The organism is Solibacillus sp. FSL K6-1554, from assembly GCF_038005185.1.
Taxonomy (GTDB): Bacteria; Bacillota; Bacilli; order Bacillales_A; family Planococcaceae; genus Solibacillus; species Solibacillus silvestris.
Genome location: NZ_JBBOSS010000001.1, coordinates 624,745 through 641,441, shown reverse-complemented (window position 1 = coordinate 641,441; position 16,697 = coordinate 624,745). Strand labels below are relative to the sequence as shown.

Annotated in this window: 13 protein-coding genes; 5 read left to right on the top strand and 8 right to left on the bottom strand. The window is 38.6% G+C overall.

Features of this window, described 5'->3' with window-relative positions; translation table 11 throughout:
* Positions 1-875 precede the first annotated feature (875 nt).
* The 5 genes from MHB58_RS03195 to MHB58_RS03175 form a co-directional block, all read right to left on the bottom strand.
* Positions 876-1,328 (bottom strand): hypothetical protein, encoded by a 453-nt coding sequence (locus MHB58_RS03195; protein ID WP_340734649.1) that lies wholly within the window; start codon positions 1,326-1,328, stop codon positions 876-878.
* Positions 1,329-1,422: 94 nt separating this feature from the next.
* Complete coding sequence (locus tag MHB58_RS03190) at positions 1,423-4,749, bottom strand: S-layer homology domain-containing protein (protein WP_340734648.1); 3,327 nt, start codon at positions 4,747-4,749, stop codon at positions 1,423-1,425.
* A 693-nt stretch (positions 4,750-5,442) separates the two neighbouring features.
* On the bottom strand, positions 5,443-6,165 hold the full coding sequence (locus tag MHB58_RS03185) for a WecB/TagA/CpsF family glycosyltransferase (RefSeq protein ID WP_340734647.1): 723 nt from the start codon (positions 6,163-6,165) through the stop codon (positions 5,443-5,445).
* Positions 6,166-6,245: 80 nt separating this feature from the next.
* Positions 6,246-7,514 carry a nucleotide sugar dehydrogenase gene (locus MHB58_RS03180; RefSeq protein WP_014824716.1) on the bottom strand — a complete coding sequence of 423 codons (1,269 nt, stop codon included), beginning with the start codon at positions 7,512-7,514 and terminating at the stop codon, positions 6,246-6,248.
* Between the two features lie 384 nt (positions 7,515-7,898).
* A complete protein-coding gene (locus MHB58_RS03175) occupies positions 7,899-8,378 on the bottom strand; it encodes an IDEAL domain-containing protein (protein ID WP_008404409.1) in 480 nt (159 codons plus the stop codon).
* Between the two features lie 316 nt (positions 8,379-8,694).
* Here MHB58_RS03175 and MHB58_RS03170 point away from each other — a divergent pair, with 316 nt between their 5' ends.
* Complete coding sequence (locus MHB58_RS03170; protein ID WP_340734646.1) at positions 8,695-10,269, top strand: SWIM zinc finger family protein; 1,575 nt, start codon at positions 8,695-8,697, stop codon at positions 10,267-10,269.
* A 29-nt stretch (positions 10,270-10,298) separates the two neighbouring features.
* Positions 10,299-13,076, top strand: a complete 2,778-nt coding sequence (locus tag MHB58_RS03165; protein ID WP_340734645.1) for a DEAD/DEAH box helicase — start codon at positions 10,299-10,301, stop codon at positions 13,074-13,076.
* A 172-nt stretch (positions 13,077-13,248) separates the two neighbouring features.
* On the opposite strand, the gene MHB58_RS03160 is transcribed toward MHB58_RS03165, so the two are convergent.
* Complete coding sequence (locus MHB58_RS03160; RefSeq protein WP_340734644.1) at positions 13,249-13,659, bottom strand: single-stranded DNA-binding protein; 411 nt, start codon at positions 13,657-13,659, stop codon at positions 13,249-13,251.
* Between the two features lie 256 nt (positions 13,660-13,915).
* Between MHB58_RS03160 and MHB58_RS03155 the strand changes: the two genes are divergently transcribed.
* The 3 genes from MHB58_RS03155 to MHB58_RS03145 all read left to right on the top strand — a co-directional run bounded on the left by MHB58_RS03155 (position 13,916) and on the right by MHB58_RS03145 (position 15,434).
* Complete coding sequence (locus MHB58_RS03155) at positions 13,916-14,347, top strand: YwpF family protein (RefSeq protein WP_008404418.1); 432 nt, start codon at positions 13,916-13,918, stop codon at positions 14,345-14,347.
* A 134-nt stretch (positions 14,348-14,481) separates the two neighbouring features.
* A complete protein-coding gene (locus tag MHB58_RS03150) occupies positions 14,482-14,679 on the top strand; it encodes a hypothetical protein (RefSeq protein WP_340735916.1) in 198 nt (65 codons plus the stop codon).
* Complete coding sequence (locus tag MHB58_RS03145) at positions 14,592-15,434, top strand: nuclease-related domain-containing protein (protein ID WP_340734643.1); 843 nt, start codon at positions 14,592-14,594, stop codon at positions 15,432-15,434. Before MHB58_RS03150 ends, MHB58_RS03145 begins: the two co-directional genes overlap by 88 nt.
* 266 nt (positions 15,435-15,700) lie before the next feature.
* On the opposite strand, the gene MHB58_RS03140 is transcribed toward MHB58_RS03145, so the two are convergent.
* Together MHB58_RS03140 and MHB58_RS03135 are read right to left on the bottom strand one after the other, a co-directional pair.
* Positions 15,701-16,093 (bottom strand): hypothetical protein, encoded by a 393-nt coding sequence (locus MHB58_RS03140; RefSeq protein ID WP_014824722.1) that lies wholly within the window; start codon positions 16,091-16,093, stop codon positions 15,701-15,703.
* Between the two features lie 104 nt (positions 16,094-16,197).
* Positions 16,198-16,581, bottom strand: a complete 384-nt coding sequence (locus MHB58_RS03135; protein WP_340734642.1) for a hypothetical protein — start codon at positions 16,579-16,581, stop codon at positions 16,198-16,200.
* Positions 16,582-16,697: the final 116 nt, after the last annotated feature.

Here is a 16,697-nt window from a genome sequence, read left to right as displayed (position 1 = left end):
TGGAGTAGTTGCTTCATCATAAGCTGCTTGTAAAGTAGCAGTTGCTTCAGTAACTTCTGCTAATGTTGCATCAGCATTGTCTAATACTGCTTGCGCTGTAGCTACTGCTTCTTCTAGACCTTCGATAGCTGTTGCTTTTTCAACTAATGCTTCTAAAGCTGCCTTCGCAGTTTCTAACTCGCTATTCTCCGCTTATATTATGAGCATCACTTATAATTATTGCTTCATAAATTTCACTTGGAGCCTACACCGTACGTGCGACTTTCATCGCATACGGCGTGCCATCAGATATAATAATTTATTTTGGGGAAATAAATAATTATTACTGACTAGATCCCTTCGCTCGGGACTGTTTTATCCTCTTGTTGTATTACTACAACAATACAAACGGCAGTCCTTCCACACTACTACGGATCTGCTGCCATTTTTACTGTGTCATCGGCCCTAACAAGCCTCTCCGGTAAAAACTTCAAACGTTCCATTATCTATATCCTTACATACATAACCTTAGGCTTCCACTCTCCACTATAAGGACACATTGTTTAACAGCCAATTATACAATGAGCAATTTAATCATTACAGATTAAACGATAATTATCGAACTCCTAGCAATACGCGATAATTACTCACTTATAGAACTTCAACATGGATTCGTCAACCTAGCCATAGTTATATTTTGGAGCCCCGCCTCGACTTCTTTTCCGACCTTCGAGTACGACTTCACCTGACTTCACCCCTCAGCGCTGTTAGACGCCTCCTGGATGCAGGAGGATTAGGCACATGATCTTGGGCTGTTGATCATGACTCAGAATTACACTGAGTAATTCTAGATAACAGTTAGATACTTATTCTAAGTATCCTTTCATTTCCTTAGCTTAGGCAGCCAAGTTATAGAAAAACGTTTCGTTTGAATTTTCTTCAGGAGTTTGGTCTACTTCTTTCCACTCACCGTCTACTAACTCTAGGGCACCATCAATTGGAGCTTTTTCAGCTGCATCGATTTCATCTTGAGTAACTGCTGTTCCACTCATGTAGGCAAGAATATATGCCTCTGCAGAAATATACTTTTCACCAATAAAAACAGCTGTTGGAGTACCTACTGTCCCAGCTTCATTTGTGATTGCAGCTAAGATAGTTGGCTCAGTGCCCATCATTGCTAGAATATACTGCTCTGCTGAGATAATTTTCACTTGACCATCTACGTTAAACGCTACTTTTGCTGGGTCAAGAGCTACTTCAGCTGCTTGTGTAGCAACTGGAGCGACGATAGCTACAGAACCCACTGCTGCTGCGATACCAAGTTTAGCTAATTTCTTTGATTTTGCCATCTTTTTTTATTCCTCCTAATAGTATTAAATAGCCTCACTACACTTAAATATAATGAGGCTATTTAAATATTTCGATTAAATTAGTTTAATATAATTATTTAACCGTAACTTTAGCTGCTTTTACTGCATCTTGAGTTGATCCAGGGAATGCAAATGTGAAACCTTCAGTCGAAGCTGTGTAAGCTGCCTCTTTAACAGTACCATTCGCTAAAGTAACTACTACTGTAGATGCTTCTGTTACTTTTAAACCAGCTTTAACTGCTTCATCAAGCTTGATTGTCAAACCAACAAATCCAGCCATTGGTTCTTTAATATCGATATTTTCAATTGTATTAACTAACACGTCCGTAACCTCATCTACTGGAGCTTTTGTAATTGTTCCTAAAGTAATTGCACCGTTAGCAGCTACTGTTACAGGAATTGTTGCTTCTTTTTCGCCAGCTTTAACAGTAATTGTTGCATTACCTGCTTTTACAGATGTAATTGCAATTTTACCATCTGCAATTGCTACTGTTGCTACTGATGTATCTGAAGAAGTAGCTGTTGTACCAACTAAACCTAAAGTATTTACATCATTTACAGTTGCAACATTAGTTGTTGAAGTAAATTCAGGTGCTGGTGGTGTTGTTGTTCCTAATTTTACTAATCCAGTACCAGCAGTTGGGTTATCGATTACAGAAACAACTTTAAATAATGTGTTGTCTCCATCTTTGCTGTAAGAAACTTGGATACCTTTACCTACTAATGTAGTTAAGTAGTTTTCCCATGCTTGTTCACCAAAGATTTCGTTACCGTTTGCACCGTAGTACTTAACGTTATCACCTGTATATTTAATAGGATTTTTATCAGCGAACCATAATGAGTTGCTGTTAGAACCCGAATCAGCTGCGTTAAATTGTGTTACATAACCAGTATATGGTGCTGTAACTGTTACAGAGTTTGTGAATGTTGCAGTTGCTTCTTTAGCATTGAAGTTAAAGTCCTTAATTGTTCTTAAATCTTCGTCATAGTATCTAGCAACACCTGTTGCTACAACTTTAACTGAAGTCGATTTACCTTCATCAGAGAATACCTCTAAATTGCCAGTACCGAAGTTAGTTAATGTATAGCTACGGTTAGGAGAGATTACACGTTTGCTAGAACCTTCCATAACGTATACATCGTTCGCACCAGTATTGAATACTGTGTATGATACTGATCTGATTGACTCGCCAGTACCAAGAATGTACTCTTCACCGCTTTGGTTTGTTAAGTTCACATTGAATACTGCAGGTCCTTCATTATCAAACTTAGTCTTTTTCTTACCAGCTCTATCTGTTACCTTGATACCAGCACCATCAACATATGGGTTTTGGAAGTAAGAGATTTGTCCAACAATAGTTGGTTCGCCTTCGTCTAATTGACCTTCTTTAGCATTAGCGCTATTGATATCAATCCAAGCAACCGGTGTAGCATAAGAGTTTAATACATTGTTTCCGATGTAGAAGCTTGCTTCACCTTTAGAGTTTGTTTTAACCGTAATTTTGTCACCACGGTATCCAACTTTATCGCCATCATCATTTAATTGAATGAATTCTGCAGAAGTTTCAGTACCAATTACACGGTCAATATCTTCATTGAATGCAACGTTTACTACTTCATTAGCAGCAACTTTTCCGTCTTTGCCTTTAACTAATACATTGTATTTACGTCCGTTTAGGTGACCAATTGCAGCAACTTCCCCACCATCACGAGTCAACTCGATTGTGTAATCAGCTTGTACAGCAGCGAATTTAACTTTTGGAGCTGTTGCTTGTAAGCTAGAAGCTTCATATTTTTTGCTGTGGCCTGATACTACATTACTGTTTGAAGAAGTATAAATAGTTTCTCCAACATATACAACTGGAGTTACTTCAGTATTTGTACCTGAAACAGTGAAAGTAGCTTCACCTTTAGAGTCAGTTGTAATTTGTGCAGCTTCTACAACCGTACCGTTGCTTAATTGTTTAACATTGACACCGTTAACTGATGCGTTTTTCACTTTATCAGCAGTAACATTGATGTTTTCTGCAAACGAAACATTTAAAGTTTTGTTAGCTTCAACTAAACCACTTGTTGGGTTTTTGTAAGTAACTTTGTAAGTTTTGTTAGCTCCGTTGTTAACTGTTGCACCTTCAGTTACTTCTGTAATTGAAAGGATTGTGTCAACACCCCAGAATACATAACCAGTTGCGAATTTAGAACGATCACCAGTTGCATATACAGTCACTGCATCAGTAGTTGCAGCATAACGAGTGTAAGTATGAGTTGCTACACCTTCAGCATTTGTAATTGCTTCAACAGTTACAGGTGCTTTAATTCCATCAGCTGAACCTGGTACGTATAATGTTACTGGGATACCAGCTTTAGATTGACCTTCAGCTACAGTTACTTGAGCTTTAACAGTTACTTGTTGGCCAAGTTTACCTTGTACAGATGGTGTTGTCATAGTTACTGCTGTAGGTACTACAGCTGAGATTCCTTTGAATGTACCAGCTTTAGCAGCGTTCACATTTAAAGTGTAAACAGTATCACCAGTTTGAGCAGCAGTAGTTAATACAACTGTTTTAGCGTCTGTTTGTTTAACAACAGCGTTTTTCACTTCAAGACCTTCAATAGTGAAGTCTAAAGCTTCGATGTTATCAACAGCATCTTTGAATGTTACTTCAACAGTTGTGTTGTTGATCGCTTTAATTTCAGATACAGCACTGTTTGCAACACCAGTTACAGCTGAGAAGTCAGTGTTGATTGTTTTGTATAAGAATGTAGCAAATTGACCGCGAGTAGTTGAACCTTTTGGATTGAAGTTCGATACTGCTGGGTTTGTAATGTCGAAGAAGTCAAGAACTTCAATAGCAGAACGTGCTTCTGATTTTGCAGTGTAAAGATCTTTAACATCTTTTTTGTAATCTTGATCTTGTACGTAAGAAACTAGGTCGATGTTGTTTAAAGTATCGAATGCACGAACTAATACAACAGCCATGTTTTCGCGAGTGATGTTGTCACCAGCTAATAAGTTTCCGTTAGAACCGTTGAATACGCCTGCATCATATACTACTGCAGCATATTTTAATAACTCATCGTTTGAAGCTGAAGTTAAGTCATTGAAGCGTACGTTTGTTTTGTAGTCAGCAGGTACTTCGTGACCTTTTGATTCTAAGTATTTACCTAATAATTTAACTACGTCAGAACGAGTTAACGTTTTGTTAGGTTGGAAAGTACCATCTGGGTAGCCAGAGATTACTTTTGCATCAACTAAAGAGTTGATCGCTTCTTCGTGTGTGTTACCAGCGATATCCGTTAATGATGCAGCAGATGCTACTGGTACGATTGCAGATGCTACTAATGTAGCTGTCGCAGCAGTTGCTACGAATTTTTTGTATTTCTTTGGTTGGTTAGCCATTGAAAAATTTCCTCCTCATAAGTGAAAATAATATTTTAGTTACCCACACGAAAAATGTGCAGAAAAACTAACTACACATAAATTCTAGTAGTATACATTTACTATGTCAATCTTTTTTTGCCAATAAATCCATTAATAGCCTGTCTTATTAGATTACAAGATTTTAGACCGTAAATATATTTCAGATAACTTAAAATTTCTTTAATTATGACATACATATACTCATAAATACAACATTTTCTTTAGAGATAAATCCCGATAGTTATTTTAATATAATTAAATTTTAAGGCAATATATGGTTTGTAAACCTAATTAAAGGATTATTTTTGGATATAAAATCTATTAATACCAAGGATTTTACTGGAATTATAGATTACATATATTACTAATATATTACTTTTGTAATATAATTATTATTTTTATTACCCCTTTTTTTCCTACCAAATTAGTGTATGTTTTATACAAATTTATAGAACTATTTCGCTAAAATTCGACAAAATGACAAAAAGAAAAAGGCTTTAGCATCTAAATGCTAAAGCCTTTTTCTCGGGCTACCAACCGAGTTTTTTCCTTGCAGGGAAAAGTTAAAATTTAATATATATCGTAGAGGAAATCTCACTACTGAATTTAGTGTATCATTAACATTACAAATAAACAATCATATATTACAAAGATTACACTATTTTTTTTCGATTACTTGTTGTTTTTCGTTCCACGTGCTACTTCCAATAAGAATAAAGGTAGTGCAATTTGGCGTTTAATCCGGTGCGGTTCCTTCATTAAACGGTAAAACCACTCCATCCCCACTTTTTGGAAAGCTTCTGGTGCTCTTTTCACATTGCCTGCCAATACGTCAAACGACCCGCCAACACCTTGATAGATTGTCGGGTGAAGCTGATCACGGTTTGCATTAATCCAGTTTTCCTGTTTTGGCGATCCCATAGCCACAAAAAGTAGATCCGGCTTCGCTTCATTAATTTTAGCCACGACTTTTTGATTATCTTTTTCATAGCCGTCCTGAGTACCTGCAATCTGGATAGATGGGTAGAGTTCTTGTAATTTTTTCGCTGCCTGATCGGCAATACCCGGTTTCCCTCCATAAAGGAAAATCGGTTTTTTACGCTGTGCTGCTTCTTCACATAAACGTAGCATCATATCGACACCCGTTACGCGTGATGTAATTTGCCCTTTTTGAATCTTCGAAGCCAAAATCACACCGATTCCATCCGGAATTTGAAACTCTGCGTTATTAAGAAGTGTCTTTAACGCCTGATCTTCTTTTGCTTTAATAATTTTTTCAGGATTAATGGCCACGATTAATGATTTTTGCTGTTTCTCGATTTGATCAAATACTTTCGGTAGCAGTTCATCATAGCTTTCGGTATTTACTTGAATGCCGAGTACGGTTTCTTTCATATATAGTCTTCCCTTCTTTAAATTCCATTTATAAAAAACAGTAGGCAGTACGTGTTAGACGCACTGCCAAGTTTTCAATATTAGTTCTTCGCATCCCCAAGTAAGTGGAACTGGAAGCCTGCTTTTTCCCATGCTTCGCGATTTAGGCAGTTTTTCGTATCGAATACGATTTTGCTTTTCGCATTTAATGTAGACGGATCCAGCTCTTTAAATTCTTTGTGATCTGTCAGGAACACTAAAATATCAGCTTGCTCCAACGCTTCCTGCATGCTTTGTGTTTGTGTTTTATGTTTGTTTTGCTTAATGTGCGGGTCATGTGAAACAACAGTTAAGCCTAGTTTCTCCAACTCATCGATTACAATTGTCGATGGGCTTTCACGCATATCATCTACATTTCCTTTAAATGCTAAACCTAATGCAGCAACTGTTGCTCCTGCAATACCGTTTTTATTTAAAATCGCCTGTGTTTTTTGTGCTGTGAAGCTTGGCATTGAATCGTTCGTATTACGTGATAAATGAATGATTTGGGCTTGTTCCCCGCCTAACTCAACTAAGAACCAAGGATCGACCGCGATACAGTGACCGCCTACACCAGGTCCCGGAAAATGGACGTTTACACGTGGGTGATAGTTCGCAAATTTAATCGCTTCCCAAATGTTCACATCCAGCTTCTCCGCCATTTTAGCTAATTCGTTCGCAAAAGCAATGTTCACGTCACGGTATGTGTTTTCCATTACTTTTACTAATTCTGCTGTGGTTGCATCTGTTAAATGGATCGTGCCTTTAACAAATGTTTCGTACAGTTCTTTCGTAAGCTCTGCTGATTTTTGTGAAATCCCGCCGACAATACGGTCATTGTTTACAAGCTCCTCAAAAATACGGCCCGGAATAACGCGTTCTGGAGAGTGGGCTACAAATAGTTCTGTCCCGATTTCCAGACCAGACTTCACTAATTCAGGCAGCATCACATTTTCCACTGTTTTTGGTGGTACTGTTGATTCTAAAATAACTAAATCGCCTTTTTTCACGAAAGGTACGATTGAAGCTGTTGCTTGACGAACATATTCTAAATTCGCTGTATTGTCCGGATTAATCGGTGACGGTACCGCGACAATATACACATCTGAAGCGACCGGTGTCGTTGATGCCGTTAAAAAGCCTTCATCCACCGCCTTGTTCAAGCGCTCCTGTAAGCCGTTCTCCTCAATATGTAGTTGTTTATCCTGAATACTTTTCACAGCTGCCGGGTTCACATCAACACCATGTACCTTTACGCCGTGATTTGCGAACATTACCGCCGTTGGTAAACCGATGTATCCTAAGCCAACGACACAGATTGATTTTGTCATGATCGTTTCTCCTTCACTTTCAAAAAAGCTATATCTCATTGTTTGATTGTTGTATAATTTGTTTCACGCATTTTGCCTGCATTCGTTACCAATAAATTGAATAACTTCATTTAATACAGTTTCAAAATTCCGGTCATTTATAGGACGGAATGGTTGTTCAAATGGTTGCCTGTAAATGCTTGAAAATTAGTCCTGCATTACAGTATACAACTTTCTGCTCGCTGTGTGAAATAGTTTTTATTATTCAAGCTGTTTAATGAAGGCTTTCCTATTATTTTGCCTTTGAAAAGGATTGTTATACTAAATAAAAAGGATGTTTGGCAGTATATATACAAAAACCCCATTAGCTAATATCAGCTAACAGGGTTTAGTTTATATGGGCAATCACGATGCATAGCCTCCAGTTAATCGTTCCTTTTCCGCAATTAAATTGTGGAATAATACCTCATCACGTGATTCGAGCGCTTCATCGATTAAACGGGATAAGTTACTTTCTTCCAATACCCGCACAATCCCTTCCACTTCTTCATCAAATTCCGGTGACGTTTCATTTTTTAACGGTGTTACATTATTTGAGACATTTTCAATAATCGGCATTAAATATTCGTGTACGTTAGATACGAGTAAAAGCTGATACAGCGGGAGACGTACGAAACGATTGCCGCGCTGGAATACAAACACTTCCGATAAATTTTCGACTTGCATTGAGTTTAAATCAATAATCATTTCTTTCCCTTCAATCGGAATGAAATGAAAAACTTCCTCGTCTTTTGTAATGGAAAAGTATTGATAAGCAAAGACTAAGCGTAATTTCGTGCCCGTCATTTTTGTATAGAATGGCTTCATAAATTGAACTTGAATCATGGGAATTCCTCCTTCACTTATTTTCGTTGGGATTTATCCGAGTCATAAGACCTAATTTCATTTATCATATGGATGTAATCATGTAAGTGTTCTTGAAACTCAATCAATTTCTCTGTTGCTTATAGTTTCCCCATACTTTCAACATTTCAAACCTTCTAAAAAGTGCTATTCGCTTAAAAATTTATTCAATGTCTCTTCACATTACCGATTTGTCTGGATTCGTATTATAATGGAAGGAACGACTTTTTTTCTTCCTTCACCTTGAAAGAAGTTAAAATTTCCAATGCAATAAATTATTAGGGAGGGGAAACCCGTTTTGAGTTTATCTTTTTCCGAGATTGCCCATGCACATAAAGATTTTATTCAACATACATTACAATCCTTTGAAGAACAGCTTCTCCCTTCAGCAAATGAAGATGCAGAATTGGTGACACGCGCCATGTTCTCTGTCCGTAATCAGGCAATTAAGCCACCGCACTATTCAAGATTCAGCCAAATACTGGTATGCCAAGTTCAGGACGTCAATACAGCGGAAGTGACGATTAATTTTCCGGAACAAACGATCAGCTGCAGCTGCCCTAAAAAAGATCTATGCCGCCACCAGCTTGCAATTATTTTAAAGCTGTCGCAATATTTTATTTCACTGCAGCAATGGCTTTCTATTTGGCGTTCTAAAAGATCTGTTCCGCTCCAGTCATTGGCGTCAGAGCGCAGTCCGGAAAACTGGCAGATGATGGCTGACGAAGTGCTTAATTATGCAATTAAAGGTCCGCAACCATTGGAGCCTTACACATTATCAGGCTTAATCGAAAATATTCGTACTAAGCTGCAGCGCCACCGCCCTTATGAGCAGGAATGGCAGGAGCTGTTTAACTTGTTTATGGATATCGCCGTTTCGAAACATTTTCTGTTACATGCAGTCAAAACGAAAGCAGATCTGAGTCATCATTATGTTCAGTTCTTTTTGGAAAATACGCTAAGCCGCATTCAGAGGTCGATTGATACATTAAGTAAAACAACACGGCTGTTTGCAACCGAGCCATTTTTTGATGCTATTCAGAAAAATGTTCACGAGATTCTTTTTATCGAAAAAGGAGCAACAGCATTTCGGCTATCATTGTATTTGCAGTTTTGGACAAAGCTATTTAATGAACAAAAGCGCTTAAAAAATGAGCTGGCTCTTTTGGAACAAAGCGATGATAGCAATACAGATATCGAATTAAATGTAGTAAAATCCATTTTTTATATTTTATTAAGTTCACCGTCACAACTGGAACAAGCAGTTGAAACAATGAGCGAAAATAATGTGGAAGGGTTTATCGACATAGCCCAATATGCATTACAGAAAGACTTTGTTGATGAGGCGACCGTTCTTTTAAAAAAGGCACTTCCTTTTTTACAAACGTTTGTGCAGGACAACTTATTGCCAATACGTCGCCAGAAGTTTACGCGTAAGCTCGATCACCTATACGGTCAAGTTCAACTGAGTGATAGTGAGGAGCTCGCATTGTACTCTTCGTTCGGCCGTTACGGTATTGAGTCGTTTTCAAACTATTTACTGCGTCACAATCGTTTGGACGAGTGGGTTGGACTTCATCAGCTCTATCCTTCGTCGATTCCTTATTTAGATCAATACGGTTTAAAGGATGTTGTCGCACAGTCACCTGAAACTGCACTCCCTCTTTACCATTTTTATGCGATGGAAGAAATTCAGCAGAAATCGCGGCAAAATTATAAGCAGGCAGTCCGCATTTGGCGTGCCATGAAATCAGCTTCCAAAAAAGCCGGAAAGCTCGACTATTTTACAGCATATATTGAAGCTGTGCAGCAGCAGTACAAGCGTTTGCGTGCACTGCAAGAAGAGATAAATAAAAGCAATTTACTCATTTAGATTATGTATTTTGCTAATAGGAGGTGACATTGCGTTTATTGCGCAACGATACAATGCAATATTTATTTAATACGAAGCTACCCTTTCTACAAGTCTTTCGCTTAAAGCTTTCAGAGCTGCGTCCCGGTTACTTCCGTGCTACTGCGTACAATAAAAATGATTTAATTTTACCGACAGCCAATTGGATTCCTTCTCTCTTTTTCAAATTTGAGCAAAGTTTTTACGGGCTGCACACTTCATTGGAAGAGCGTGATTTAATCATATCGGCATCTCATTTGCTGGACGTTCTGTCACCAGCATACCGTCACCCGTTTTTGGATTTTGCTGCATATGATGATGAAACCGTTAATCACTTTCAAGCGATCCAGACGACATTGCCGCTTTGGAACGACCCAAAGCTTTGGCAGCAGGCAACTGTAACAGAAGAAGGCTTTACATTTTCCGATGCCCTATTACAACATGCGGTTGAACAAAAACTGATGGATGCCGGACTTTCTAAAGAAGATACGCTTGCACTGATTCCATTTTTCCAAAATGGCGGCTGGCCGATGCAAACTTCTCATGTATTTGATGGTGTAAAAGTGGCACTGCGTTTAAGCGAGCCAGAAGAAAATGAGGAAAACTGGCTGTTGGAAACGGTGCTTATTAGTCCAAATGCCGCAAAACATTGGACACCTGCTTCATCAAAACTGAAACTGCCGATATTGGAAGCACTGCCGAAAAAGTGGAGTGCAATTGCTAATGACATTGAAGAGCTGCAAAATCAAATAGTTGATTTAATTCAATTAAATGCTGAAAGTGCTCAGTTTATTCATACACAATTCAATGATCAGGAAGTACGTGAATTTTTACGTCTCGAACTTACTAAATTACAGGCTTTAGGCTTTGATGTGATTTTACCGGCTTGGCTTAAGGAACTCCGTCAATCGAAAATGCGTGTACGTGTCAGTGCCAATAACCAATCGGCCCGTAGTGTAGCAGGGCTGGACGATATTTTGACATTCAAATGGCAGTTCTCGATGAATGGCGAAGAAATTTCCGCAGAAGCCTTCCAGAAACTCGTTGCTGAAAAACGTGAATTTATCCGTATTGGCACGGAATGGTTCCGTATTGATGCAGAGTGGCTCAATGAAATGCGTGAACTGATGGATCAGGCAAAAGAAGAAAATTGGACAGTACGCGATTTACTGTTCCGTGAGCTGCCTGAAACATTAACTGCACCTATTGAAGATGATACAGAAGATGATGCTGAGCGCGACGACCCATTATTTGCATTTGAGATGCAACAATCACTGCAGGATTATATTGATCAACTGCAAAATAAAAAAGGTTTGCCAAAAGTAGCTGTACCAGCCAAGCTTCATGCTGAGCTGCGTCCATACCAGCAGGAAGGCTTTGAATGGCTTGTTTTCATGCGTGACCAAAAATTCGGTGCCTGTCTGGCAGATGATATGGGACTTGGTAAAACCGTTCAGCTTATTACGTATATGCTCCATACCGTTTCCGTTCTGCAAATTGATAAACCGACATTGATTGTGTGCCCGACATCGGTTGTCGGCAACTGGCAAAAAGAGCTTACTCGTTTCGCTCCCGACTTGGAAGTATATACACATTACGGGCCACGACGTTTAAAAGGTGATGACCTGACAAGCTATATTGCAACACAGCGTCCGCATGTCATTCTTTCCACATATGGTACGGTCACTCAGGATGCAGATGACTTACAGCTTATAGACTGGGCAACAGTTGCTTTGGATGAGGCACAAAATATAAAAAATATGCAAACATTGCAATCCCGTGCAATCCGGAAATTAAAAGGCGAGCATCATATTGCGTTAACAGGTACACCTGTTGAAAACCGTCTTTCCGAGCTGTGGGCCATTTTTGATTTTATTCATAAAGGCTATTTAGGTAGCTTTACAAGATTTACCGAAAACTTTATTACACCAATTGAACGGGAAGAGTCTGAATCCCATAAACGTGTTTTACGTATGAAAATCCGTCCGTTCCTTCTGCGTCGATCAAAACGTGATCCCGAGCTTCAGCTGAATTTGCCTGACAAGCAGGAATCCCTTGAATTTTGTGCACTTACCCCTGAGCAGGCAGCACATTATGAAGGCTATATTCAAGATACTTTAGCGACACTTGAAGAGCTCACCGGCTTCGAGAAAAAGGGACGTATTTTAAAAATGCTTAACAAATTAAAACAGCTCTGCAACCACCCTGCCCTGTTTTTAAAAGAGCCTTTTGAAGATGCCAATACGATGGTTTCTCGTTCTGTAAAGCTTAAGCGCATTATTGAGATGACGAAGGAAATTATCGATAATGGCGAACAATGCTTAATCTTTACACAGTACATCGGAATGGGTAATTTAATTCAGCATTGTTTAACAGAGCTTTATAATGTTGAAGTTCCGTTTTTAACAGGTAGTATGCCGAAAAATCAGCGCGACAATTTAGTCGATCAGTTCCAGGCTGGCGAGTTCCCTGTGTTTTTACTGTCGCTTAAAGCTGGCGGAACAGGCCTTAATTTAACAGCAGCTACGCATGTACTCCATGCCGATCGCTGGTGGAATCCGGCAGTCGAAAATCAGGCGACAGACCGGGCATACCGTATCGGACAAACACAATTTGTGCAAGTGCATAAGTTTGTGACAATTGGAACGATTGAAGAAAAAATCGATAAAATGATTGCAATGAAATCAGCACTGTCCGAAGAATTAATTCAATCAAGTAAATGGTTGACTGAACTGGATGATTCGGAACTGATGGATTTACTCATTTTGGATACGGGCAATATAAAATAATGTGAAAAGAGTCTACTTTTACGCCATGAAGTAGACTCTTTTTATGCTTACTTCACTACTTTATTTAGTTGTTATAGGATTGTGAGAAGGAATGGTTACTACTGCGCGGTCAAACAGCAGATTTGGGCGCTTCACCTCCTGAGAAATATTATTTTATCGGAGAGGAAAAAGATTACGGCTGGTGTACGAGTTTGGTTTCTTGTTTTGGAAGCACGAAATCTTCGGGAATCGGGGACGGTGTTTGGAGCTTTTCTGCTTCACCAGGGGCTTTTAATGAATAAAACTGTACATCTTCTGTTTGCACTTCCATCGTGTATACTTTCTGATTTTCACGATTGACATATGATCTTGATTGCAAGCGTCCTTTAATCCCGATGAGTGAGCCTTTCCCGCAGTATTTTGCCAATAACTCAGCGGTCCTCCCCCATGCCACACATTGCACAAAGTCCGCATCTACCTTTCCTTCACTATTTTTAAAAGGACGGTTAGCAGCAATGATAAAGTATGCCCGAACCCTTCCTTCAGATAAGTGCCTGAGCTCCATATCTTTCGTCGTTCGCCCTACAAGCCCAACATGATTCATTCATTGACCTCCTTTCTTTCGGAAATTAACTAAAGCATAGCCGAACCCTGCTATTTCTGGCAAAATGTGAATTTGAATTTTTTAGCTAAAATATTGTTTCAAAATTACCTTTTCGCCTATATGGTATTTCATTCGAGTTAATGAGAATGCTGTTGTAAATAGACTTGTAGGTGAAATTACAAATTGCTGAAATCTGCAGTTTCACATTTTTTGTATGTTATACTTTTACATAAGAAAACTGAGGAGGGATTTATAAGTGAAAACCTTTAAAATGCTTGCTTTTGATTTATTAGTAAATGATGAAATAAAAGAAATTCCTTTAACAGACGGCATTATTATTAATCAGGAAAATAGCCATAAAATGTGGATTTTAGAATTGTTTACAGCAGATACATATTACGATTTTTTTCAAAACTTTGTTACATCCGGCGAAGTGTTGGATGCACGTGCCATCATTTCGCTGCCGGACAATGAACCTGCCCCATTTGCATGTGTCGTACATTCGATTACAAAAGTGGGCGATAAAATATCAGTACTTATAAAAGGCCGTTTGAAAGCTCAGCGTAAGAAATATGCCGAACTATTATTGGCAGAGCTCCTTGAAGAAGGGTTACGGAATGATGAACTGCTTGAGGCATTTGATCAGGGGATGCGCAATCGCCCTTCATTGAAGAAAAATGGTGAATAGGGCGGAAAGTGTAGTTTTGGGATGTAGGTTGATTTAAAAAGAGTAATTTGGTTCAGCATTCTTTGTAAATTCATCTTTTTGAAGGTATTTGTCAAGCCTCACCACTCATCGTATATTCAAGGTGGAGGTGAAGTTTGTGCAGAAATCAAAGCAATCTTTACACAGAAGTTTTAACTAAGAGAATTATGTTTGGTGATACGGAAGCAAGTGCTATCCAGCATGAGTTACAACGCTTAGAGGCTGGATGTGCAGGAGAGATAAAGTTGAAGCAAACTCTTTCCGATTATTTTTTAAAACGGACCATCATATTTTCTATAATTTTGAATGCATGAATGAAAAGGGCTATTCCCATCAGATGGATGCTATTTTAGTGACACCATTTTTTATAGTAATTTTTGAAGTAAAACTGCTGTCCGGCGTTTTATTTTACAAATCCGCGCAGCATGAATTTTACCGCATCCCCAACGATAAACGCGAAAACTTCCGAAACCCCCTTGATCAAGTTTACCGGCATCAGCTATTTTTGGAACAATGTTTTCGAAAATGGCAGATCACTATCCCCGTGCATTTTTCGGTCGTAATCGCAAACCAGCAAGCTGTTTTAGACGAGTCATTGGAGAATTTCCCGACTTTTCATATAAGTGGCGTCCCCAATTTCATTGAATACCTCTATCTCAATACTGCAAAAACCAATGCAAATATGAATATGATTATCGCTAAACTGAAACAACTTTATCAGGCCCTTCCCCCTCGCCGCACTATCAGTTTAGATAGATTAAGGAAAGGCGTTCTTTGTAGATGGTGTGATTATAAACATGTAATGTTTTATCATTACGGGTCGTTTACATGTAACGTTTGTAAGGCTAAAAGTCGTGATGTCGTCTTTGAAACACTCTATCATTACCGAACCTTACTTGGTGAAAAAATTTCTAACCGACAATTTCGCGAGTTTTTCGGAATGACAAATATAAAAGTCTGTTCGAATATTTTATCAAGGTTAGGTCTCGAACAGCGTGGCGCTAAGAAAGGAACGTATTATATTATTCCAGAGAACATTTTATCCTGGTCCAAAAAGAAAACAGAATAAATTCACTTTTATTTTTGATTTTAGGATTAATTAACCTGAAATGAGGATTATCACTTACTAAGTGGGGATTATCTACCTTGTTTTGAGGATTAAACACATTTAAGTGAGGATTATCCTGGCTCAAGTGAGGAATAAATTCTTCTGCCCGCCTTCATCCATTAAATTTGAGGATTATATCGTATGAAATGAGGATTATTTCATTTCGCTCGCTTCTCCACAACAAAAAAACAGTGCTCACCTAAGTGAACACTGATTCCTTTTTTAGACTAGTGGTTATCCACTTCGTCTTTATCCTTACGATCTGCACGGTCTTCGATGATATCTTCTTGGTTTACCGATGGAGCTCCTGGTGCAGTTGCGCCATTTTCAACATTCGGACCGCTAGAACCGTTCGGGACATTTGAGTTGTGATTGTTGTCAATCGTGCTCTCATTTGTTTGTCCGTTCATGTCGTTTTGACCGCTACGTCCATCGGTATCCGGATCAACAGTATCTACCGTGTCATCGATAACGTCACGTGTGTCATCCATTACATCGTTAACACCGTTTTTGACATCATTTCCTACATTGTCTTCTCCAGCATTGTCATTTGTGTTACACGCTGAGAGAAATAACAGTGAACCAAGCGAAAGTGCTACAAGTAGTGCTGATTTTCGCATAAAAAATTCCCTCCTTTCCCATATGCAATCATGAGTCAATCACTTCGTGTGATCGTACATATAGTGCCCGGGAAAAGAAGGATCTATCCTACAAAAAAATGCGGTTATTTTAATTTATCTTTTAAGAGCTGTTCAACATAAGCGGCTTCTGCTTTACAGTCGTATTTGTAATTTGTGCCTAATTGTTTCTGTAGTTCCGCAATTTCCTTCTTTTGCTTTTCTGTTGGCTCTTCACTTAAAATTTTAGCAATGACTTTATCCATTTTCTTAGCAATTTCTTCATGAAATTCAGGGCTCAGTAAAATGTCTGCCGGTATTTTATCGATCCAAGCGGCATTTTCTTTAAAGTAAGTCTGCCAGCTTGCCATATAGTCTTCCATCGAAAATTTTTCTTCATCCCAACCAATGCTTGCTAAATAAGCTTCAAACGACGTCGATATTGATCGTGTAATACTAATTTTTATGCCTGAAGACAGTTGTTTATACATCTATTTTAAAACCTCCTACGTTTAAAGCCAAACTTCGCTCATTGTTTACAGGCAAATAAAAACCTATAAAAGGTGAACATTGGCAATCGTCCCACACCTATCCTATCTCATTGGGT

What these genes read in the sequence shown, in the direction of transcription:
- MHB58_RS03140 (WP_014824722.1), bottom strand. Translation starts at nt 16,093, where the DNA reads ATGCGAAAATCAGCACTACTTGTAGCACTTTCGCTTGGTTCACTGTTA.
- MHB58_RS03185 (WP_340734647.1), bottom strand. Translation starts at nt 6,165, where the DNA reads ATGAAAGAAACCGTACTCGGCATTCAAGTAAATACCGAAAGCTATGAT.
- MHB58_RS03175 (WP_008404409.1), bottom strand. Translation starts at nt 8,378, where the DNA reads ATGATTCAAGTTCAATTTATGAAGCCATTCTATACAAAAATGACGGGC.
- MHB58_RS03180 (WP_014824716.1), bottom strand. Translation starts at nt 7,514, where the DNA reads ATGACAAAATCAATCTGTGTCGTTGGCTTAGGATACATCGGTTTACCA.
- MHB58_RS03195 (WP_340734649.1), bottom strand. Translation starts at nt 1,328, where the DNA reads ATGGCAAAATCAAAGAAATTAGCTAAACTTGGTATCGCAGCAGCAGTG.
- MHB58_RS03145 (WP_340734643.1), top strand. Translation starts at nt 14,592, where the DNA reads ATGTGCAGGAGAGATAAAGTTGAAGCAAACTCTTTCCGATTATTTTTT.
- MHB58_RS03135 (WP_340734642.1), bottom strand. Translation starts at nt 16,581, where the DNA reads ATGTATAAACAACTGTCTTCAGGCATAAAAATTAGTATTACACGATCA.
- MHB58_RS03190 (WP_340734648.1), bottom strand. Translation starts at nt 4,749, where the DNA reads ATGGCTAACCAACCAAAGAAATACAAAAAATTCGTAGCAACTGCTGCG.
- MHB58_RS03160 (WP_340734644.1), bottom strand. Translation starts at nt 13,659, where the DNA reads ATGAATCATGTTGGGCTTGTAGGGCGAACGACGAAAGATATGGAGCTC.